We start from the raw sequence: 21719 nt of genomic DNA, 5'->3' as shown, positions 1-21719 counted from the left end.
AACTAGAAAAACTGCCAGCAACTAACTGGCAGCTCTTCTTTCTTTCACGTAATTATAGGAAGTGTATAGAAGAATGTCAATCTCCTATGTCCATTATTAACCAACGTAAATTGTTTGTTGTTTCGCTTCCACTTCTTCTACAAATGTACCTAACACATTCGCAAGGTCTTCCCGTGTGTTACAAGCATTAATACCATTACGTACACTCGCATTACCACGAACACCTTTTAAATACCAAGCTGCATGTTTTCTCATCTCTCTTACAGCGACACTTTCATTCTTTAAGTCGATAAGACGATCTAGATGCAACATACATACATCAATTTTCTCGCGCACTGTTGGTTCCGGCATTAATTCACCTGTCTCCAAATACTTTACCGTACGATAAATCATCCACGGATCTCCAAGAGCAGCACGACCAATCATAACACCATCTACACCAATTTCATCAAGCATACGCTTTGCATCTTGCGGCGTTGCGACATCACCATTTCCGATAACCGGGATATTTACAGATTGTTTTACTTGTTTAATAATATCCCAATCCGCTTTTCCTTCATACATTTGCACTCGTGTACGTCCGTGAACCGCCACAGCTTGGCCACCAGCACGCTCAACAGCCCTAGCATTTTCTATTGCGAAAATATGTTCTTCATCCCAACCGATACGCATTTTAACTGTAACCGGCTTTTCAACAGCATCTACAACCGCTGCTACCATTTCATATATTTTATTCGGGTCTAAAAGCCACCTTGCTCCAGCATCACATTTAACGATTTTCGGCACTGGACAACCCATATTAATATCAATTATGTCTGCTGTCGTATATTTATCTACATATTTCGCAGCATCTACAAGAGTTTCTTTCTCTCCACCAAAAATTTGTAAACTTAATGGCTTTTCTCTCTCGTCGATATATAACATATCTAATGTTCTTTTATTATTAAGTAATATTGCCTTATCACTTACCATTTCAGCACAAACTAATCCGGCACCAAATTCTTTTACTGTTAAACGGAATGCAGAGTTACACACTCCCGCCATCGGTGCTAGTACAACCGGATTTTTCATCTCGATATTTGCAATCTTTAACAATCAATCTACTCCTTCCTGTACAATCACTTTGGCATTAATTCCTCTATCGAAACATTTAATGCCTTAGCAACTTCTACTACAAAATCTTGAGAAGGCGATCTATTCCCTCTCTCAACCTCACCTAAAACAGATACAGATACCCCTAGTGCTTTAGCAAAACCTTCTTGTGTGTAACCTTTTAGCTTTCGAAAAGCACGAATGCGTCTTCCCCATTTTTCTGCTTCCATACCGTTACTCCCTCTCGCCTTTTCATTTCTTCTACTTGTGAACATGAAATGTTTTGTTTTATGTCTTGATTAATTTCTAACAACGGAACGATAACAAAAGCTCTTTCAAACATCCGCGGATGCGGAACAATAAGATTCTCTGCTTCAATATTCTCTTGATTATAAAGTAAAATGTCAAGGTCGATAGTCCTCGGCCCCCACCTAATTTCCCTTTTTCTTCCTAGGTCATTTTCTACTTTTTGTGTTACTTTCAATAATTCTTGTGGTGATAAATTGGTAGAAATTTTTATAACTAAATTTAAAAAGCAACTTTGGTCAGTATAGCCAACTGGCTCAGTTTCATATACAGATGAAATATCATCAACCTGAATATAAGGATTTTTATTTAAAAACTGAATCGCTTCGGTTAGATACGTATAACGCTCTCCAATATTTGACCCTAATGCAATGTAAGCTATATTGTTCATGGACGTTCTCTCGTAATTTCTACTGCTACAGCACGATAATGACCCGGTATCGGTGGATCCGGCTTAATTACCTTAATTGTACAGCGCGAAATACTTTCATATTGTTTTAATATATCTGCAGCAATATTTTCAGCGATACTCTCCACAAGCTTATACTTTCTATCCTCAACAACTTTTCTACATAATTCGAAAAGCTCTCCATAATTGACCGAATGCTCTAAGTCATCACTTTCCCCTGCACGCTTTAAATCCAACTCCACCGTTAAGTCAACTTTAAATCTCTGACCTAATTTATTCTCCTCTGGGAACACGCCATGATAACCATAAAACTCCATATCATGGATATAAATTTTATCCAATTACCTTACCCCCTTACCAATCATCGCATCCATCATTTTAGCCATACGCGCCATTTCTTTCACATCATGGACACGAACAAACTCACAGCCCTTTTCAATACCAAGACAAACAGTAGCTCCCGTTCCCTCAAGGCGTTCCTCTACTGGCAAATCTAATACGTGCCCAATAAAGGACTTTCTCGAAGTACCTAAGAGAACCGGATAACCTAGCACATTTAACTGTTCTAAATTACGCATCGCCTCTAAGTTCTGCTCAGGTGTTTTAGCAAAACCGATACCTGGATCTAAAATAATATTCTCATCTCGCACACCAGCATTTTTAGCAATTTTAATACTGTCATACAAATCAGCAATCATATCCGCCATTAAATTACGATAATTCATGTTATCGCGGTTATGCATTAAAATGATGGGTACATCGTAATGAGCTGCGACTTCAGCAATTTTCGGCTCCGCCTTCGCTCCCCAAATATCATTAATAATATGAGCACCAGCCTCAATTGCTTGTTTTGCAACTTCAGCTTTATATGTATCGATAGATATAGGCAATTTTACTTCTTTTGAAACCGCTTGAATCATCGGGCCAACTCGCTTTATTTCTTCTTCTACTGATACTTTAGCAAAACCCGGGCGAGTAGATTCGCCACCAATATCAATAATATGAGCACCTTCACCTTGCATTTCTTTTGCGTGACGTACCGCAGCATCTACCTCGTTGTAACTCCCACCATCAGAAAACGAATCTGGTGTTACATTTAAAATCCCCATAATTAATGTCTTTTCATTTAAATTCAATGTATATTCGCCGCAGCGTAAATCATAATCCCACTTCAAACTACACATCTCCTCTTCGTAATTCATTTCTGCTCCATAATTTCTCTCTTTGCATTCCATAAAGGTACATTAAACTTTTTGTAACCACTCCTACTTTACCCGGGAAATCCTGCGCTTCTATACGATAAAGCGGAACAATTTCTTGAATGGAGTTTGTTACGAAGACTTCATCCGCTGAAAGTAGCTCATCTTTTGTAAAGAAACCTTCCTTTACTTCTATATTTAATTCTTCAGCACTCTTTATAATAAACGCACGAGTGATACCATTTAAAATCCCTGTCTCTAACGAAGGTGTATATAAAACATCACCTTTCACAAAAAATAGATTGGAAACAATACCCTCTGCAACATAACCTGCTTCAGTAAGAAAAATACCTTCCTTACTCACAACATTTCCAATTTCACGCTTCCCTAAAATATTATTTAAATAATGATGAGACTTCAGACGAAATGTTCCTTCCGGTGTATTTCGCACTTGTTTTAGAATAATACCTTCTTTTTCCACTACATCTCCTGGAGCTGTTAAAGGTTTTATAAAAACAATAACCGAAGGCTCTTCATACATTTCCGTTTGTAATCCTATTTCATCTATACCCGCTGATACATTAAAACGTACATATGCATGCTTCAATTCATTCTTAGCGAGTAAATCTTTCAAAATAAGCATCACGTCATTTTTTGTCATTGTCCATTTAATTTGCAATGTATCCAGCGCTTCTATTAAACGGTCATAATGATCATCCAATAAGAAAGGATGGCCATTATAAATACGAAACGTTTCAAAAACTCCAAGACCATATAAATAACCATGATCATAAGGAGAAATTTTCGCTTCACTTGCTTCTACATACTGACCATTTACGTAAATTAACATAATGTTGCACTTGGACTGTATTTACAAATGAAATTCTGTAACAACTCTTTCCCATGAGAAGTCATAATAGATTCCGGATGGAATTGCACACCCTCTATCGGCAATGTCTTATGACGAAGTGCCATAATTTCTCCTTCCTCTGTCCAAGATGTTACCTCTAAGCAATCGGGTAACGTCTCTTTCTTAACAATAAGGGAATGATAGCGCGTCGCAGTAAACGGATTAGGAATATCCGAAAAAATCGTCTTTCCATCATGATGCATAAGCGACGTTTTCCCATGCATTAATCGTTCTGCACGGACAACCTCTCCACCAAACACTTGTGCAATGGATTGATGCCCTAGACAAACTCCAAAAATCGGAATCTTTCCAGCAAAGTATTTAATAACTTCCATACTAATCCCCGCTTCATTAGGACTACATGGACCTGGAGAAATCATTAGAAAATCTGGTTTCATATTCTCAATATCTGAAATGGTCACTTCATCGTTACGTTTAACAACGAGCTCTTGTCCAAGTTCTCCAAGAAACTGCACTAAATTAAATGTAAAAGAATCATAATTATCAATCATTAATATCATTTCTCTCACCTAACCGTTTCTTCGCTACGTTCTTTTGCACGCCATAAAGCAATCGCCTTTTTTAACGACTCTTTATATTCATTTTCTGGATTTGAATCAATTACAATTCCCGCCCCTGCTTGTACATGAGCTTTTCCATCTTTAGCAAGAAGTGTTCTAATTACAATATTCAATTCTGTATCTCCAGAATAACCAATCCAACCGATTGAACCTGTATAAATCCCTCTTCGAACAGGTTCTAATTCCTCAATAATTTCCATCGTACGTATTTTCGGGGCACCAGTAATTGTTCCCCCAGGGAATACAGCCTTCACTAAATCAAAAGCATCTTTATCTTCTTCCACCTCACCACGCACATTAGAAACAATATGCATAACATGTGAGTATTTCTCAATTACCATAAATTCATCTACTTCTACAGTGCCATATTTACAAACACGTCCTAAATCATTTCTTTCTAAATCCACAAGCATCACATGCTCTGCTCTTTCTTTTTCGTTCTCAATTAATTCTCTTGCTAATTCTTCATCCTCTTGCTCATCCGCGCCTCTAGATCTCGTTCCAGCAATTGGTCTTGTACTTACTTCAGTTCCTTGTTTCTTAATTAACAACTCTGGCGATCCACTAACAATTTGAAAATCCCCAAGCTCCAGGTAACCCATATATGGAGATGGATTAATTTCACGAAGACTTGTATAAATTTCTAGTGGGTGTGTCTGTAACGTTCTTTCTTGTCTCGTCGACAAGTTTACTTGGAACACATCACCCGCCCCAATATATTCTTGAATACATTCAACTGCCTTCATAAAGCTGGCTTCAGTAAAAGCAACTGCTTCACTTTTCTTTTCAGGACTTTCAAAGGGCACAGTCACTTCAGGCGCTTCTGTCATCCAAAGACTCTTCCACTCATTTAGCCGTTCTTTTGCCTCTTCATATTTATCTACATAATGCGTAATAACCCATAACACTTGTTCTTTTTGATCATAGACAAATACGTCATCAAATAATAAAAAGAAGATGTCAGGTATATTAATATCATCTTCCGCAAGAGAAGGCAGCTTTTCAATATAACGGATACAGTCATAACTGAAATAGCCAATTGCACCACCTTGAAAAGGCGGATACTCTGGGTTATAGTCCGTCTTCCATTGTTCCATATATTCTTGCATTAAATCTAACGGATTCCCTCGTTTTATTGTTTCCTTACCACTTTCACTTATATGTAACGTTTCATCCTTCCCTCGGATTACCGCTACTGGGTTCAGCCCTACAATGTTATAACGACCGCCACGGCCGCTTTCTAACAAAATATGTTGCGATTTACCCTGAGAAAGAAATTTATATTGCTTAAAGAAATCTAACTGATATGGAATAGAAAGCGCTAAAGATTTTCTTCGTTGCATATCAACACCCCGTCTTCTTTTATCCCACCCTCTTAGATTAACCAGCTCAAACTACATAAGTTATTTATATAGAGATTGATTATACTCGAAGGCTAGTGAAAATAATTTAATTATACTACCTCTTATTTTACATGAAGTTTTCTAGTCATTCACTCTTTTCCTATTTCCAATCCCAAAAGAAAAAGCACCCTTTTTCAAGGATGCTTTTTCAATCGCGTTTAATTATGATTCAAATTGATAAAGTGGTGTACTTAAATAACGTTCACCGTTACTCGGGATAATAACAAGTACCTTTTTCCCTTTACCTAACTTTTTCGCAACTTCTGTTGCTGCATAAATAACTGCGCCTGAAGAGATACCAACTAAAATACCTTCCTCTTTAGCCACTCTTCTCGCATATTCAAATGCTTGCTCTGTTTTCACTTGAATAATTTCATCATATACTTCTACATCCAACGTCTCCGGAACAAATCCCGCCCCAATTCCTTGGATTTTATGTGGACCTGGTTTCCCACCAGATAATACTGGTGAATCTGCAGGTTCTACTGCATAAATTTTAATATCTTTATACGCTTCCTTCAGTACTTCACCAGCACCAGTAATCGTTCCACCTGTACCAATACCTGCAATAAACGCATCTAATTGGTCACCCATTTGTTCAATAATTTCTGGACCTGTTGTTAAACGGTGAATTTCTGGATTCGATTGGTTTTTGAACTGTTGTGGTATAAAGTAGCCATGCTCTTTTGCTAATTCAGTCGCTTTACGAATTGCTCCACCCATTCCTTCAGGCCCTGGAGTCAATACTAATTCCGCACCGTAAGCACGTAATAAATTACGACGCTCAATACTCATTGTTTCTGGCATTACTAAGATTGCATTATATCCTTTAGCAGCCGCTACCATCGCTAAACCAATTCCTGTGTTACCACTTGTCGGCTCAATGATTGTATCGCCCTCTTTTAATAATCCATTTTTTTCAGCATCTTCAATCATAGCTAATGCGATACGATCTTTAACGCTACTCCCCGGATTCATAAATTCTAATTTTAAGTATATATCTGCGCTGTCTGATTCTACGATGCGGTTCAACTTAACGATCGGCGTTTTCCCGATTAATTCTGAAACTGATTGTGCCACTCGCATTCCTGTCACTCCTAACACCGAGTATTTTTATTGGTTTTATCTATATTTAGATTTTGTCAGAAAATTCCCTGTTTGTCAATTCATTTGGAGGATTGCTCCTCTTAATTCCCTTATTACAAATTCTCGATTAAATTTGTAATATCTTCTTTAGAGAACTTGTATCGTTCATTACAGAAATGACAGTGAACTTCTGTCTCTTCCTCTTCTTCACGAACTTGCTCTAACTCTGTTTTACCTAAACTAATTAATACACTCTCAATACGCTCGCGTGAGCATGTGCAATTAAATTGAACATCCATTGTTTCTAATACTTTTACTTTATCTTCTCCAAGAACTGCATATAGTAGCTCTTCCGGAGAAAGTCCTTGTTCAATCAACGTTGATACAGGTGGAATCTTTTGTAAACGGTCTTCAATAAATGAAATCGTTTCATCTTGCGCACCCGGCATAATTTGAAGGATGAATCCACCTGCCGCTAATATGCTATCATCTCCATTTACAAGAACACCAACACCTACAGAAGAAGGCGTTTGTTCAGAAACTGCAAAATAATACGTAAAGTCTTCTCCTAATTCTCCTGAAACGATTGGAGATTGACCAATAAACGGCTCACGCATTCCAATATCTTTAATTACAGTTACAAACCCCTCTGTACCTACCGCTTGATATACACGTAACTTCCCTTGTTCTGTTCCTTCAAAATCAACATGCGGATTCGTTACATAACCACGTACATCTCCATTTGCATGAGCATCTACTAAGATAGGACCAATCGGACCGTTACCTTCTACCTTAATCGTTAACTTTTGCTCACCTTTTAACATTGCGCCCATCATTGTACCCGCAGTTAAAGAACGCCCTAGTGCCGCTGAAGCTGTTCTCCATGTATCATGACGTCTTTGCGCCTCACTTACTGTATTTGTTGTACGTACACTATACGCACGCACTTCTCCATCAAACGCTAACGCTTTTACTAAATAATCTTTCATACGTATTTATTCACCTTTCTCATGCTGTAAATTTGCATTACGTTCATATAACATGTATAAACCTTTTAACGTTAAAAATGGATCTACAATATCAATTACATTCGATTCTTCGGAAATTAATTTTGCTAATCCACCTGTTGCAATAACTTTAGGTTCTTGTCTAGCTTCCTCTTTCATACGCTTAACAATACCTTCCACTTGTCCAACATAACCATAAAGAATACCCGATTGCATCGCACTTACTGTATTTTTCCCAACTACACTGCTTGGTTTTGTAATTTCGATACGAGGAAGTTTTGCTGCTCTGCTATATAAAGCCTCTGCTGAAATCATAATTCCTGGCGTAATAACTCCACCCATATAATGCTTTTCTTCGTTAATATAACAATATGTAGTAGCCGTACCAAAATCAACAATAATAAGCGGACTTCCATATAAGTGGATTCCTGCTACTGCATTTACAATTCGGTCTGCGCCTACTTCACGCGGATTTTCATATTTAATATTTAGCCCTGTTTTTATCCCAGGCCCTACTACAAGCGGTTTAATTTTAAAATATTTTTCACACATGCGCTCTAAAGCAAACATAATTGGTGGTACGACTGAAGACACAATAATACCTTTCACATCTTCAAACGAAAGACCTTCATGCTCAAGCAATTGCTTTACAAGCATTCCATATTCATCTTCTGTCTTATGACGATCTGTTTCCATGCGCCAATGCTGACGAAGTTCCCCCTCTTCAAACACACCTAGTACAGCATTTGTGTTTCCTACATCCAATACAAAAATCATATTCTCACCACTTATCTTATTTAATCTATATTTGTGCAGTATGTATAAAACTTATAAAAACATCATATCACACATACTTATATAATCAGCTTTCCTATCCTCATCATTTTACAAAAAGATTGCTCTCTATTTCAATTTTTAATACTAGTTTTACTTAAATTACTTTATCCACTAAGTTCTCAATAGTAATTAACAAAGGTTTTAACAAACAAAAAAGGAGTGACGATAGTCACTCCTTCGTTTCTTACTTATCTTCTTTATCTTCATCGTCTTTCTTCATGTTGATGTTTACTTTCACATCATCTGAAGATGTTGGACGTTCTGGCAATCTGCCGTAATCACATAAATGATTGATTTGCTCAGCATCTAACGTTTCTACTTCAAGTAACGTTTTTGCAATAAGATCTAGCTTATCACGATTTTCAGTAAGAATGTCTTTTGCACGAGCATAACATTCTTTCATAATCGTTTGCATTTCTACATCGATATCGTGTGCAATTGCATCACTGTAGTTTTGCTCTGAATGGAAGTCTCTTCCTAAGAACACTTGACCACCTTGCGAACTACCAAATTGCATTGGTCCAAGCTTATCACTCATACCGAATTCTGTAACCATGCGTCTTGCAATGCCCGTCGCACGTTGGAAGTCGTTGTGAGCACCTGTACTCACTTCACCAAATACAATCTCCTCAGCTACTCGACCACCAAGTAAACCAGTGATTTTATCAAGTAACTCTGGCTTTGTCATGAAGTAACGATCTTCTTTCGGAAGCATTACTGCATATCCACCAGCTTGACCACGAGGGACAATTGTTACTTTATGAACGACATCAGCTTCATCAAGAACAACACCAATTACAGTATGACCCGCTTCATGGAAAGCAACGATATTACGTTCTTTTTCAGAGATAACACGACTTTTCTTAGCCGGACCTGCAATAACGCGATCCGTTGCTTCATCAATGTCACTCATATCAATTTTCTTCTTATCTTGACGCGCAGCTACTAAAGCAGCTTCGTTTAATAAGTTTTCAAGATCAGCACCAGAGAATCCTGGCGTACGAGTTGCAATTGCTCTTAAGTTGATATTCTCATCAAGCGGTTTATTACGAGCATGCACCTTCAGTACAGCTTCACGGCCATTTACATCTGGACGATCTACTGTAATTTGACGGTCAAAACGACCTGGACGTAATAATGCTGGATCAAGAATATCAGGACGGTTTGTCGCAGCGATGATAATAATACCTTCGTTTGCACCGAATCCATCCATTTCAACAAGTAATTGGTTCAACGTTTGCTCACGCTCATCATGGCCACCACCAAGACCTGCGCCACGTTGACGCCCTACTGCATCAATTTCATCAATGAAAATGATACAAGGAGCATTTTTCTTTGCATTTTCAAATAAATCACGTACACGTGATGCACCGACACCCACAAACATCTCTACGAAGTCAGAACCACTGATAGAGAAGAATGGAACGCCAGCCTCACCTGCAACAGCACGTGCTAATAAAGTTTTACCTGTACCTGGAGGTCCAACTAATAGGACACCCTTTGGAATACGAGCACCAACTTCAGAGAACTTACGAGGGTCTTTCAAGAATTCAACTACCTCAACAAGTTCTTGTTTCTCTTCATCCGCACCAGCAACATCTCTGAAACGAACTTTTTTCTTTTCATCATTATATAACTTCGCCTTACTTTTCCCGAAGTTCATAACACGGCTACCGCCGCCTTGAGCTTGGTTTAATAAGAAGAAGAATAAAATGAAGATGATGACAAATGGAATGATTGAAGTAAAGAATGTTACCCAGGCACTTGTTTCTTCTGCTGGTTGATACTTAACTTCGGCACCTTTCGCTTTATCATTAATTTTCTTTTGTAATTCCTCAGTATTTGGTGCATAAGTAACAAATTGTTCTCCTTGGCTAGAGTTATTAAATTGTCCTTTTACCTCAAATACACCATTTTTCGGTTGAAGTTGCACATTACGCACTTCACCGCTTTCTAGTTTAGTAATGAATTTGTCGTAGCTAACTGATGTCGTTTTTTGTGTCGAACCATTAAAATAGCTCACGATTCCAATTACTACTAAGAATATCAGTAAATAAAAGATGGTATTACGGAAGATACGATTCATTCCTAACCTCCTCTCACGGCATAAACACTATAGTAAATCGTAACATAGAAAAACTTTCCTATACAATTGTGAAGCCTATATTTAATTAATTTGAGTAAACGCTTGGTTTTAATACGCCTACATAAGGAAGATTACGGTACTGCTCTTTATAATCTAATCCATATCCTACTACAAATTCATGTGGAACAGTAAATCCAACATAATCCGCTTTCAGATCAACCTTACGGCCTGTTGGCTTATCTAATAATGTAACAATTTTTACAGACTTCGCTTTACGATATTTGAATAAGTCTACTAAGTAGCTTAGTGTAAGACCACTATCAATAATATCTTCGACGATTAAAATATCGCGACCTTCTACAGAAGTATCAAGATCTTTTAAAATTTTCACTTCGCCTGTTGAAACTGTAGAGTGACCGTAACTAGATACAGCCATAAAATCCATTTCAAGATATGTATCTGTTCTCTTTAATAAATCTGCCATGAATGGCATTGCGCCTTTTAATACACCAATTGCAAGAGGTACTGTGTTTTTATAATCCTCTGCAACAATTGCACCTAGTTCGCGCACCTTTTCTTGTATTTGCTCTTCAGAAATTAATACTTTTTCGATATCTTGATTCATCATTTCATTATCCTCCCGGAAGACTCCTTGCTTTTGTAGTGAATAATCATATATTTATCCTTCTTTGCCATCTCTTTCGAAATTGCAAATGCAGATCGCTTCAACAAGGGTACCCAAATAATGGTCCCACTTGCATCACAAACGACCGGCCATTCTTCTCTTTTTTCTTTCGGTACTTTTGCTTCGATAAAAATAGCTTTTATCTTTTTCGTGCCATTCATACCTTGTATTGACATGCGATCTCCATTTTCCCTAGAACGAATACGAAGTGGATATGATATATCATTATACTTAGCAACAAATACTGTTTCATTCATGTTACTTGGTATATCTTCGCTCACCTCTGTTACAAATTCATCCCCGTTCAATAGCGTAATGGTCCCGGGTACTGATAAATCTTGTAAAAAAGGAGAAACAATTTCTTGTTTAAATCTAAAGCTACACTCCTCGTATGTACGAACAATTTTCAAATCACCTGGAAAATCAAGTGAACCTGAAGGTTGTGTCCGCTTAAAAAACTCAATCACCTTGTCAATATGTATGGAAGAAAGAGAAGATGGAATCTTATATTCATAAAGATAGTTTAATATTAGTTGAATCCCTCTTCTTTGTAAAGGCATAGACATGGATTCAAAGGCAGGAATTGATAAGCTAATTTGTTTATCACTTTTTTTTGTAATTACTTTATTCATTTTCTCAAAAGCTAATTCCTGCAAATAAGCCTCATCCTCTTGCATCTGCACGCTAAATTTTTGGAATTTCTCATGCACTTGTGGATTTTCTTCTTTCAAATGAGGAAGGACATATTTACGTAATCGATTCCTTGTATATACTTCCTTTTTATTACTCGGATCTATACGTGGCATTAAATTTAGCTTATTACAGTAATCAACAATTTCTTCCTTCGTTACCCCAAGTAACGGCCTAATTAAATACCCATTATGAAAAGGACGCTTCACTGCAATTCCTGCATATCCTTTCGGAGTACTCCCTCTTACAAGACGCATTAAAATTGTCTCGACTTGATCATCTCCATGATGTCCAAGAGCAACATATCTTGCATCATATTTCTTCATTATTCTTTCCAAAAATGCATATCTGCATTCTCTAGCAGCAACCTGTGCATTCATTCCGTATTGCTGTTGATATTGTGATACATTAATCCTTATCGTTTCACAAATAATTCCCAGTTCTTCACAAAGGCCCTGCACAAACCGTAAATCCTCATGAGATTCATCACCTCTAAACATATGATCCACATGAGCTACTACAATTTCCAACTGTTTTTCCGCTCTTTTTTCTAATAAATAATATAAAAGCGCTAACGAGTCAGGACCACCAGAAACTCCCACAACAATTGTTGAATCATTTTTTAATACATCATGCTGCTTTACAAAGTCATCTACTTTTTCAACAAATGTATCTTTCAACTTCGTAATCACCTTTCATTAAACAAGAACAGCAACGTTAGTTGCCTTGTCTACAATGGTACAACTTTTACAAACATTGTGCAAAAAAAAGATATACAAAAATTACATTTTTATCTTACATCCTCCGTGTATATTCACAAAATTAATAACATTACCTTTTTCCACAAAAAAACCTAGGTATTCACCTAGGTTTTTAAAATCAAATTATAGATAAACATTCCACTTACATTTTACTGCGCCTGCATTCCTACAATCGGAATCGTAGCCCACTTCGGCATATTTTTCTTCACTTTTGCCACTACAATAGTCATATCATCATTTATATAACCATCACAAGAGCGAATCACTTCTTCCATAATGATATCAGCAATTTCTTGCGGGTCTTCGGTTTGCAATTCTTTAATTTTTCGTTTCATCCACAATTCATGATTCTCCACATGCTGCGCTCCCTCAAAAATCCCATCGCTCATCATAATAAGAATATCGCCCGTTTTTAATTGTTCACCCACCACATCAACTTCAACATCTTCAATGATTCCCATCGGCAAATTACTTGCTTCAATTTTCAAAATATTATTTGCGCGTTTAACAAAACTCGGCGTCGATCCAATCTTTAAAAACCTTGCACTCGCATCCCGCAAATCTACCATAGCTAAATCTAACGTCGTAAACATCTCTTCTGTCGTTCTCAAAGAAAGAATTGAATTGATAGACTTAATTGCTATTTCTTCATCAATGCCCGATTGAAGTATTTTTTGTAATAATTTCACCGTTTCCTTACTTTCCATATGAGCCCTTTGCCCATTCCCCATACCATCACTAATTGCAAGTGCATATTTACCAACACTTAAATCCATCATCGCATAAGAGTCACCCGAAACAAATCCACCGCCTTTTGCAGCTGTAGCCAATCCTGTATCAAGAGAATACGTCTTCGCCGAACCAAATGATATTAAACTATGGCCATTTGGATAAGAAGACTTTTCTTCATGTTTAACGACAATATTTTCTTTAAGGATATCCGAAAGCATCGGTGCAACTAACTTTTCACATTCACCATGTTCATTAGATGCAACTGGAATTAACATTTCAATATCAATACTTCCTCTATCTAAACAATAAATATCAACATGCTCTACTTCGACACCAAAATCACGGAATGCTTGCATAATCTGTTCTTCCTGCACTTGATGATTTTCACGCTCTCGTTGTATCTCCTTAGCAAAATCCTCCATAACCTTTGATACACCTAATAGTTGCTCCGCTACTATTCTACGATTTTCCTTCATTTGTTTTCGTAATTTTTGTCCCTCATAGAAGTGATCTAATTCACCCGCTACTAAATCCGTCACTTTTTTCCCTCTCACACAATGCTTGTCCCACTCACGAACTAATTTACGATTATGTTGCAGGGTTCCTTCTTCCGTTTCATTCATTATTTGTTTCATATAATCGTACGTTTTATCAAAATTCACTACCCAGCATTGATCCTTTTTAAAGCATGTTTGACATGTTTTCGCAGTAATTGTACTCAAAAACAAATCTGCTTCTGTCTCTTTATCTTCTTCCTCTACATACCCATATACAGAAAAGCTATTAGATAAAGCAGCAAATACATTTGCAAATTGGTTGATTTTATTTGCTGTAACATCACGCATCCTTCTTAAATATTGTTGTTGGTCTTGCGAATGCTCTTGTGTACCTGGCATAAATTTAGCAATACGATCCAAAACAAGCTTCGGTGTTAATAAGAAGATAACAATCGCTACACCTGACTCAATTAAAGTTGTTACAATATTTGTCTGTTTGTCCACATATAATGTAATTAAGCTTGTCCCAATTAATAAACCTAAACTAACACCTAAACGCTTCCCTTCTTTTAACAATCCACCAAGCAATCCAGAGAAAGCAAGAAGGCTAAGCTGAGACAAGCTAGACACATTTGCTAAACTTAATATTAGTCCTGTTACAACCCCTACTGTGGATCCTGTGGCAGCACCTGCAATAAATGCAAATACTAGCACTAAATACCTTGTAAAAATATGTTGAATAGAAGCATCATATACAAACCAATCTGTTGTACCCGTTAAAACAGATGCTAGTAATATAATCAAACAAACAATTTCTTCCGTCTCTAATGCCTGTTGTTTTCCTTTCCTTTCCACTAAAAGCGGGACGCTTTGTAAAAATATCATAGTTAATACGAAACTAAGCCCAGCCTCAATGGTACTAACGAGTAAATCGTACATGGTGACAGTTTGTTGCGCAAAATATACAACAACTAAGTGTGCGGTTAATGCGGAGATAAATACTTGAAATGGAACAAGTCCAACAGTTTTACGTGTAAATCGACTAAAGAAGATATTATAAATGAAGAAGGTAAAGATAGATGCAAAGGTAAAAAACAAATTATCTATCGATACCGAAAGAGCTCCTCCCATTAGAGCTAAAAATGCTAGCGGCATCTTATCCCGCTTCATAACATAAACAGCAGCAAAAAATGGCAGTGCAAACGGTAAAATATTTGTTAATATATATGCTCGTCCCAAAAGAAAACCAATAACAACAATAATAAATCCCCATCTAAAGAAAACTTGCTCAAATTTCATTCGCAACTTACTCGTCCACTTTATTCCTCCAAGCTGACTCTCATTCATTGCCAATGCACTTGTATTCATAGTATTCCTTCCTGCTTTAGGCATATTTTTAACACCACCTGCATAGTTTAATTACTGTCATTATAAAAGATGATTGTTGGTTTTTTTGTCAAAACAACAGTTTTCACTTTTATAATCGTTCGACTTTTTATTCGAAATAACTCTACAGATATACACGGTATGTAAGTTATTTTTGAGATTTTAATTAAATATTCAGAAAATATAGGGTGATTTTGTAGAAGTGTTGTATATCTTAATTTATTTAACAAAAAAAGATCATGCAAATTTGCATGATCTTTTTAGATGACCCGTACGGGATTCGAACCCGTGTTACCGCCGTGAAAGGGCGGTGTCTTAACCACTTGACCAACGGGCCGTTAAATTAAATATAGCGGCGGAGGGGATCGAACCCCCGACCTCACGGGTATGAACCGTACGCTCTAGCCAGCTGAGCTACACCGCCATGTCGTCTTATTTAACGGACAATTAGTATCTTACATCAGATACTAATTAAAGTCAACACATCTCAAAAACTTTTTTAAAAATATTTTTAACATATAAAAAAGCACCCTGAGCCATCACTCTGGGTACCTCTCTATATGTTAAAAACTAAACGTCCTTATTATCCGCGACGCGCGCCACGGCCACCACGTTTAGACTCTGTGTTACGCTTTAAAGAAGTTAAACGATCTTCGCTATCTTTTAAGAAGCGTGCCATCTTTTGCTCAAATGTTTCTTTCGGAGCTCGGTCGTTACCGCCACCGCGATTATCTCTGTTGAAAGAGCGATTATTACGTTGTGGACGTCCAGAACGTTGTTGATCACCACCGCGTTGGTATTCACCGCGTGGACGATCTCCTTCTGTTTTTTCACGTTCTTTCGCTTTTTTGATAGATAAACCAATCTTTCCATCTTTTTCAACATTAATAACTTTTACTTCTACTTGGTCGCCCACTTTTAAGTGATCGTTAATATCTTTTACATAGTTATCAGCAACTTCACTAATATGAACAAGACCCGTTAAGCCCTCTGGCAGCTCCACAAAAGCCCCAAAATTTGTAATACCTGTTACTTTACCCTGTAACTTGCTGCCTACCTCGATTGACATAAAAAAAATGCTCCTCCTTAGTGGTTAAAAAGTAAAATTTTACTTTATTATATATAATCCTAAAATATAGTGTCAATAAGACATACTCTACTTAGAAACAGGAAAAATTATCTCCCCTTTACCAGAGAAGAAATAATCCCTTCTAGCAATCTTTAATACGTACTCTTCATCATTTAACTTTTGAACTTCGTCTTTTAGACTTTTTTCTTTATTCGTTAATGAATCCAGTTCTTTTTTCATGTCCTTAACTTTTGCTTCTTTTGCTTTAATGGAACTGTTTTGTTGATAAAACGTTACACTAATACTCGCAATAATTGTAAAAGTAAAGACAAGAAAAACCGCTAAACGGCGATAAAGTCGCTTCCTGTTCTCATCCGTTTGTATTATATGCTCTTTAACAGGATTTGGACTCTGTTTTTCGATTGTTCTTTGTCTCAGTTCCCTCATTTCCGAGGTCCCCCTAACTTCTTTTTTATATGCTCCCATAGTTGGAAGATATGTCCCTTCAATTTTGCTATATATTGCAGGAACCCTATATGTTTCACTATAAAAAGTTTAACACGATTAGGGAGAAGTTTCCATATGAGCGAAGCAATAAATCGAACAGGCCAGAAAAAAACTTTCCATATGAAAAGTAATATCCAAATCACCATTTTCCATAACACATGTCCAATTGAAAGCAGTATACGAAATAAGAATAATATAAATGCAATAAATAGCTGCGCTATAATAATAACAGGTTTTATCATGAGTAGCTGTATAATTCGAACAAAAAAATATGTTGTTTGCATAAAAATATAGATGAGAAAATTTAACAGCTTCATGTATAGTGCCTTCAGTAAGCTTTGATATGCCGCAAAACCACATAATAATGCCAAAAACACATATATACGTAGCTCAGCTTCATTTACGAGAAGCAATACATAAAAGACGGATAATGCTTGGACAATCCAAAATAATATATCATGTATAAATACAAGCCAACGTTTACGTTCTTGGCGCTTTAAAAAACGTTGATATGTATCTAAAGACGCTCCAATCCAAGCACCCATTCCAATCATTGAAAGCATTGTATACAACTGAATTGTTAAGCTCATTTAAACAACTTACTAAAGAAACCTTTAGTTTTTTCCCCTTGATTTTCATCAATATACAGCATCTCATTAACTTTCCCTTTAATCGACACAATACCTTTTTCCACATCTAAATTTTTCATTTGTAAATTTTGACCACGAATTGTTAAAAAACCCATTACGGTCTCTAGTAAAAACTCTTCGCTATCAAAACTCTCTACCTGCTTCACACCGGTAATATCAATTATACGCCTGCCACGCATAATAATGTCATGCTCTACAGAAACATTTTGTTGATTAGAAGACGTAGGTGAGTAACCATTATTCACGTAAATCCCCCCATAGGTTTTTACTAGCTAATAGTAATGTATGAGGGGATAAATGATTTTAGAACAAGCCTTCTTCCGCTTTTACTTTTTCTTCACGAACTAAGCTATACATATTTGCTGCATCTTCTTTTTTAGTTGTTTCTTTTAATTCATTTATTTTCACAGTCACTATTTTTTGACCAAAACGAATTGTTAATTCGTCAGCTACTTTCACATCAGAACTTGCTTTTGCCACTTGACCATTAATAGATATTCTTCCTTGATCAGCTACTTCTTTCGCTAATGTTCTTCTTTTAATTAAACGTGATACTTTTAAAAACTTATCTAGACGCATATCAAATCCCCCTATTAGCGCTCTGTCTGTTTCGCTTCTTCCCATAAAACATCTAACTGTTCTAATGATAAATCTTTCATCTCTTTATTCATTTCAGCTACTTTTGCCTCCATGTATAAAAAACGACCAGTAAATTTCTCATTAGTTGAACGTAACGCCTCTTCTGGATCTATTTTGTAATGACGAGCTATATTAACAAATGCAAATAGTAAATCACCAAACTCACCCAGCATCTTTTTCTCATCCATATTTGTAACCTCTTGTTGGAACTCTTGCCATTCTTCCAAAGCTTTCTCTATCATCGGTTGCACATCAACCCAATCAAATCCAACCTTACCAGCTTTCTTCTGAATTTCATAGGCGCGTAGTAACTGCGGCAAACTTTTGGGAACGCCATTTAAAACAGATTCTTTCACGAATCCTTTTTCTTGTTTTTTAATTTCTTCCCAATTTGCAATCACTTCATCAGCGCTGTTTACATCCGTATTTCCAAACACATGCGGATGGCGACGAACCATTTTCTCAGATAGAGTTCGAATGATATCATCTATAGAGAACCAACCTTCATCTTCTCCGATTTGAGCATGAAGCATAACTTGTAATAATATATCACCTAATTCTTCTACTAAGTGATCATCATCCTCTTCATCGATTGCTTCCAACACTTCATAAGCTTCCTCAATTAAATATTTCTTTAATGATTGATGTGTTTGCTTTTTATCCCACGGACAACCATTTGGACCACGAAGTTCCGCAATAATTTCTCTAAGAACATCAAACTGTTGATACAAGGACGCACGCTCCTGAACTGGCGGCACGTACACACTCGTTAAATTATTCAATTCCGTTTCATGATCTAACATGTACAACGGTACCTTCTTTACTTGTTCAAATGAAGTTCCTGCAGCTGTTACGATATACACTTCATAATCATCTGGTAACATCTCCATTAATGTTAATTTCACATCAGATGCAACGAATGCATCATATACTTGGCAAAAGATTAAATGTTGACGCAGTTCTAATTGCCCTCTTTCAAATGATGTAGCATCAAGTAATTGGAATCCTTCAATCGGATCAATCTTTAGACTTGCAAACATAGGATCAAGGAAACTTTGTCCACCCTCAATTCGCACTTCAACATTTGAAACTTCTCCTTTTTCCAACAGTAGCTGAACTGTTCTTTCTGCTACAAGTGGATGCCCGGGAACAGCATAGATAATTTCTGTACCTTCAGCTTGTTCTAGCAATTTATTCGCAATTGTTTCATATACAATTTCAAACGTATCATGTGCTTCATATACAGCATCAAAAGACGTATATTGTACGCCTTCTTTCTCCAATTCTTCTATAACTGGATGTTCTTTCGTTCTAACAAACAGATGGTCTGCTTCTTTTATTTTTCGATATACACCCATCGTTAGCTGATCTAATTCACCAGCTCCTAAACCTAAAATAGTAATGATTCCACTCACAACCAGTCACCTCTATCCACTCTTCTTCAATGAACCTTCTTTTTTCTCTTGTTTCATAACGGTTCCTAATTCTTTTTTTGTAAATACACGTAATTTCAAAATAAAAAACATATATGTCAATCCGCCAATGGCTACACCTAACAACGCTTCAAGTGTCGCGCTTCCTCTATGTTCCGTATCAATTACTAATCCAGACATCTGTAACACACGTGTGAATATCATTAATACAAATCCCATACAGATACCACTAATTACTATCCCTAACATATTTCGCTTATTGATAAGTGACCCTGATACAGCTCTCGTAAGCAACAAAGTATTTAGTCCAGAGATTATAATTAACGCACATAAAGTCGCAAAGGCTGCACCTTTCACACCAAAATAAGGCATGAATATATAATTTAACGCTAACTTTAAGCAACCTCCAAATACAACAAATAATGCTGGCTTAAACGTTTGCCCCAATCCTTGTAAAATAGAAGCTGTCGTAATTGACAATGAACTAAATAAAATAGATAACGATAAAATAGATAAAACATCTGATCCATCACTGTTTTCAAACAACATAATATTCGTAGGTTGAATAATACAAGTTAGTCCAATAGCTGCTGCAAGTCCAATAACACATGTTATTTTCACTGCTAACTTTACCTTTTCTTGAATAAAGGAAAGATCTCCTCTTTCCTTCGCCGCTGTAATAATCGGAATAAGTGACAACGAGAAAGAAGTCGTCACAACAGTACCTAATTGCATTAGCGGAATACTTCTATCATAAACACCCTTTAATACCTTTGCATTTTCAGCCTGTTCTCCCGCACCAATAAGTAAGCTGTAAAAGGACACTGAATCAGCCATCTGTATAAAAATAAGCACTAAATTACTAACACAAATCGCTAACCCCTGCCAAAAAAGGATTTTAACTATTTTCCTTTTACCCTTAATTCTCGCTGCACTTTTGAAGAATATAGAACGAAAATCTTGACGCATATACAATATAAGTACAATAATTCCAATAAGACCACCCGCAATTGAGCCTAACATAGCCCCTGCACCAACTGTATATAAATCAAATCCGTGAGCAATTAGGAATAGCGATAAAAATACAATAATAGAAACTCGAATTGTTTGTTCTATTACTTGCGAAACAGCCGTTGGCATCATATTATTAAATCCTTGAAAATACCCTCTTGCTACAGACAAAAATGGCATCAATAAGAATGAAAATGAAATAACACGTAGTAACTTATCTAAGTGTATATCGCCCATAGCTACCGCAATTGTTTCGGCCCCAAAAAACAATGTAAAGAAGCCTATAAAACCAATTCCTAATAAGAACCAAAAAGATACACAAATAATTTCTTCTGCTTCTTTTTGTTTTCCCCGCTCTAATCGTTCTGCAACCATTTTCGAAATGATAACAGGAAATCCATAAGTAGCTAAAATTAAACAAAATCCATAAAACGGGTAAATTTGTTGGTAAATATAAAACCCAATATCCCCCGCTATATTTTGATATGGAATACGGTAAAAAGCGCTTAATACTTTTGTAACGAAACTTGCAATCGTTAATATAATAGCCCCACGCCAAAAGGCTTGATACTTCTTCGCTTCCATACAAGAAAACTCCTTTTTCTATTCTCACCTCTCGTATTATATCATAAAGAAAAGAACAAACTCCCTTCCCAACACGGGTAATAATGAGTTCCTACACGTTAAAAATATTCAACGAAAAAAGGTAGCAAAGTGCTACCTTCATTCAATATACATATATC

Annotated in this window: 22 protein-coding genes and 2 tRNA genes; all 24 read right to left on the bottom strand. The window is 36.6% G+C overall.

Annotated elements, in window-relative coordinates; all coding sequences use genetic code 11:
* Positions 1 to 96: 96 nt before the first annotated feature.
* The 24 genes from dusB to DN407_RS00315 all read right to left on the bottom strand — a co-directional run bounded on the left by dusB (position 97) and on the right by DN407_RS00315 (position 21561).
* Positions 97 to 1095: a tRNA dihydrouridine synthase DusB gene (gene dusB / locus DN407_RS00430; RefSeq protein WP_000912251.1), complete on the bottom strand. Its 999-nt coding sequence runs from the start codon at positions 1093 to 1095 to the stop codon at positions 97 to 99.
* Positions 1096 to 1118: 23 nt separating this feature from the next.
* Positions 1119 to 1322: a helix-turn-helix domain-containing protein gene (locus tag DN407_RS00425; protein ID WP_000387024.1), complete on the bottom strand. Its 204-nt coding sequence runs from the start codon at positions 1320 to 1322 to the stop codon at positions 1119 to 1121.
* Positions 1274 to 1789, bottom strand: coding sequence for a 2-amino-4-hydroxy-6-hydroxymethyldihydropteridine diphosphokinase (folK, locus tag DN407_RS00420; RefSeq protein WP_001059447.1), 516 nt, complete (start codon positions 1787 to 1789; stop codon positions 1274 to 1276). Before folK ends, DN407_RS00425 begins: the two co-directional genes overlap by 49 nt.
* Entirely contained in the window at positions 1786 to 2148 is a 363-nt protein-coding gene (gene folB, locus DN407_RS00415; protein ID WP_000358062.1) for a dihydroneopterin aldolase, read from the bottom strand. Before folB ends, folK begins: the two co-directional genes overlap by 4 nt.
* Complete coding sequence (gene folP / locus DN407_RS00410; protein ID WP_118043487.1) at positions 2149 to 3009, bottom strand: dihydropteroate synthase; 861 nt, start codon at positions 3007 to 3009, stop codon at positions 2149 to 2151.
* Positions 2984 to 3856, bottom strand: coding sequence for an aminodeoxychorismate lyase (pabC, locus tag DN407_RS00405; protein ID WP_149215928.1), 873 nt, complete (start codon positions 3854 to 3856; stop codon positions 2984 to 2986). Before pabC ends, folP begins: the two co-directional genes overlap by 26 nt.
* Positions 3850 to 4437, bottom strand: a complete 588-nt coding sequence (pabA, locus tag DN407_RS00400) for an aminodeoxychorismate/anthranilate synthase component II (protein ID WP_000602296.1) — start codon at positions 4435 to 4437, stop codon at positions 3850 to 3852. The genes pabC and pabA overlap by 7 nt, the downstream gene beginning before the upstream one ends.
* Positions 4438 to 4442: 5 nt before the next feature.
* Positions 4443 to 5840, bottom strand: a complete 1398-nt coding sequence (gene pabB, locus DN407_RS00395) for an aminodeoxychorismate synthase component I (RefSeq protein ID WP_001189720.1) — start codon at positions 5838 to 5840, stop codon at positions 4443 to 4445.
* A gap of 222 nt (positions 5841 to 6062) precedes the next feature.
* Positions 6063 to 6986, bottom strand: coding sequence for a cysteine synthase A (gene cysK, locus DN407_RS00390; RefSeq protein WP_001261719.1), 924 nt, complete (start codon positions 6984 to 6986; stop codon positions 6063 to 6065).
* A 113-nt stretch (positions 6987 to 7099) separates the two neighbouring features.
* A complete protein-coding gene (hslO, locus tag DN407_RS00385; RefSeq protein WP_000656372.1) occupies positions 7100 to 7975 on the bottom strand; it encodes a redox-regulated molecular chaperone HslO in 876 nt (291 codons plus the stop codon).
* Positions 7976 to 7981: 6 nt separating this feature from the next.
* Positions 7982 to 8770: a type III pantothenate kinase gene (locus tag DN407_RS00380; RefSeq protein ID WP_000578368.1), complete on the bottom strand. Its 789-nt coding sequence runs from the start codon at positions 8768 to 8770 to the stop codon at positions 7982 to 7984.
* Positions 8771 to 9014: 244 nt separating this feature from the next.
* Positions 9015 to 10916, bottom strand: coding sequence for an ATP-dependent zinc metalloprotease FtsH (gene ftsH, locus DN407_RS00375; protein WP_001079672.1), 1902 nt, complete (start codon positions 10914 to 10916; stop codon positions 9015 to 9017).
* 85 nt (positions 10917 to 11001) lie between these two features.
* Positions 11002 to 11544: a hypoxanthine phosphoribosyltransferase gene (gene hpt / locus DN407_RS00370; RefSeq protein ID WP_000981844.1), complete on the bottom strand. Its 543-nt coding sequence runs from the start codon at positions 11542 to 11544 to the stop codon at positions 11002 to 11004.
* Positions 11541 to 12971 carry a tRNA lysidine(34) synthetase TilS gene (gene tilS / locus DN407_RS00365; RefSeq protein ID WP_000655458.1) on the bottom strand — a complete coding sequence of 477 codons (1431 nt, stop codon included), beginning with the start codon at positions 12969 to 12971 and terminating at the stop codon, positions 11541 to 11543. Before tilS ends, hpt begins: the two co-directional genes overlap by 4 nt.
* A gap of 230 nt (positions 12972 to 13201) precedes the next feature.
* Complete coding sequence (gene spoIIE, locus DN407_RS00360) at positions 13202 to 15673, bottom strand: stage II sporulation protein E (protein ID WP_001123552.1); 2472 nt, start codon at positions 15671 to 15673, stop codon at positions 13202 to 13204.
* Between the two features lie 259 nt (positions 15674 to 15932).
* Positions 15933 to 16004: transfer RNA gene (locus tag DN407_RS00355), tRNA-Glu, on the bottom strand.
* 13 nt (positions 16005 to 16017) lie between these two features.
* Positions 16018 to 16091 (bottom strand) — tRNA-Met (locus tag DN407_RS00350).
* Positions 16092 to 16250: 159 nt separating this feature from the next.
* On the bottom strand, positions 16251 to 16736 hold the full coding sequence (locus DN407_RS00345) for a S1 domain-containing RNA-binding protein (RefSeq protein ID WP_000021451.1): 486 nt from the start codon (positions 16734 to 16736) through the stop codon (positions 16251 to 16253).
* An 87-nt stretch (positions 16737 to 16823) separates the two neighbouring features.
* On the bottom strand, positions 16824 to 17183 hold the full coding sequence (divIC, locus tag DN407_RS00340) for a cell division protein DivIC (RefSeq protein ID WP_001208739.1): 360 nt from the start codon (positions 17181 to 17183) through the stop codon (positions 16824 to 16826).
* Complete coding sequence (gene yabQ / locus DN407_RS00335) at positions 17180 to 17833, bottom strand: spore cortex biosynthesis protein YabQ (protein ID WP_000059777.1); 654 nt, start codon at positions 17831 to 17833, stop codon at positions 17180 to 17182. The genes divIC and yabQ overlap by 4 nt, the downstream gene beginning before the upstream one ends.
* Positions 17830 to 18138, bottom strand: a complete 309-nt coding sequence (gene yabP, locus DN407_RS00330) for a sporulation protein YabP (RefSeq protein WP_001059104.1) — start codon at positions 18136 to 18138, stop codon at positions 17830 to 17832. Before yabP ends, yabQ begins: the two co-directional genes overlap by 4 nt.
* Before the next feature lie 58 nt (positions 18139 to 18196).
* Positions 18197 to 18472 (bottom strand): RNA-binding S4 domain-containing protein, encoded by a 276-nt coding sequence (locus DN407_RS00325; RefSeq protein WP_001234876.1) that lies wholly within the window; start codon positions 18470 to 18472, stop codon positions 18197 to 18199.
* Between the two features lie 14 nt (positions 18473 to 18486).
* Positions 18487 to 19947: a bifunctional methyltransferase/pyrophosphohydrolase YabN gene (gene yabN, locus DN407_RS00320; protein WP_000014241.1), complete on the bottom strand. Its 1461-nt coding sequence runs from the start codon at positions 19945 to 19947 to the stop codon at positions 18487 to 18489.
* A 12-nt stretch (positions 19948 to 19959) separates the two neighbouring features.
* On the bottom strand, positions 19960 to 21561 hold the full coding sequence (locus DN407_RS00315; protein ID WP_000387588.1) for a putative polysaccharide biosynthesis protein: 1602 nt from the start codon (positions 21559 to 21561) through the stop codon (positions 19960 to 19962).
* Between the last annotated feature and the right edge of the window lie 158 nt (positions 21562 to 21719).

Origin of the sequence: Bacillus sp. JAS24-2 (assembly GCF_008274905.1) — a bacterium.
Lineage (GTDB): Bacteria > Bacillota > Bacilli > Bacillales > Bacillaceae_G > Bacillus_A > Bacillus_A cereus.
The sequence above is the reverse complement of the archived record's forward strand: the minus strand, read 5'-3'. Positions and strand labels throughout refer to the sequence as shown.

Excerpts from the sequence above, each read along its gene's own strand:
- DN407_RS00425 (WP_000387024.1), bottom strand. The coding sequence starts at position 1,322 with ATGGAAGCAGAAAAATGGGGAAGACGCATTCGTGCTTTTCGAAAGCTA.
- folK (WP_001059447.1), bottom strand. The coding sequence starts at position 1,789 with ATGAACAATATAGCTTACATTGCATTAGGGTCAAATATTGGAGAGCGT.
- folP (WP_118043487.1), bottom strand. The coding sequence starts at position 3,009 with ATGAATTACGAAGAGGAGATGTGTAGTTTGAAGTGGGATTATGATTTA.
- pabC (WP_149215928.1), bottom strand. The coding sequence starts at position 3,856 with ATGTTAATTTACGTAAATGGTCAGTATGTAGAAGCAAGTGAAGCGAAA.
- pabA (WP_000602296.1), bottom strand. The coding sequence starts at position 4,437 with ATGATATTAATGATTGATAATTATGATTCTTTTACATTTAATTTAGTG.
- pabB (WP_001189720.1), bottom strand. The coding sequence starts at position 5,840 with ATGCAACGAAGAAAATCTTTAGCGCTTTCTATTCCATATCAGTTAGAT.
- cysK (WP_001261719.1), bottom strand. The coding sequence starts at position 6,986 with ATGCGAGTGGCACAATCAGTTTCAGAATTAATCGGGAAAACGCCGATC.
- hslO (WP_000656372.1), bottom strand. The coding sequence starts at position 7,975 with ATGAAAGATTATTTAGTAAAAGCGTTAGCGTTTGATGGAGAAGTGCGT.
- DN407_RS00380 (WP_000578368.1), bottom strand. The coding sequence starts at position 8,770 with ATGATTTTTGTATTGGATGTAGGAAACACAAATGCTGTACTAGGTGTG.
- ftsH (WP_001079672.1), bottom strand. The coding sequence starts at position 10,916 with ATGAATCGTATCTTCCGTAATACCATCTTTTATTTACTGATATTCTTA.
- hpt (WP_000981844.1), bottom strand. The coding sequence starts at position 11,544 with ATGATGAATCAAGATATCGAAAAAGTATTAATTTCTGAAGAGCAAATA.
- spoIIE (WP_001123552.1), bottom strand. The coding sequence starts at position 15,673 with ATGCCTAAAGCAGGAAGGAATACTATGAATACAAGTGCATTGGCAATG.
- DN407_RS00345 (WP_000021451.1), bottom strand. The coding sequence starts at position 16,736 with ATGTCAATCGAGGTAGGCAGCAAGTTACAGGGTAAAGTAACAGGTATT.
- divIC (WP_001208739.1), bottom strand. The coding sequence starts at position 17,183 with ATGAGGGAACTGAGACAAAGAACAATCGAAAAACAGAGTCCAAATCCT.
- yabQ (WP_000059777.1), bottom strand. The coding sequence starts at position 17,833 with ATGAGCTTAACAATTCAGTTGTATACAATGCTTTCAATGATTGGAATG.
- DN407_RS00325 (WP_001234876.1), bottom strand. The coding sequence starts at position 18,472 with ATGCGTCTAGATAAGTTTTTAAAAGTATCACGTTTAATTAAAAGAAGA.
- DN407_RS00315 (WP_000387588.1), bottom strand. The coding sequence starts at position 21,561 with ATGGAAGCGAAGAAGTATCAAGCCTTTTGGCGTGGGGCTATTATATTA.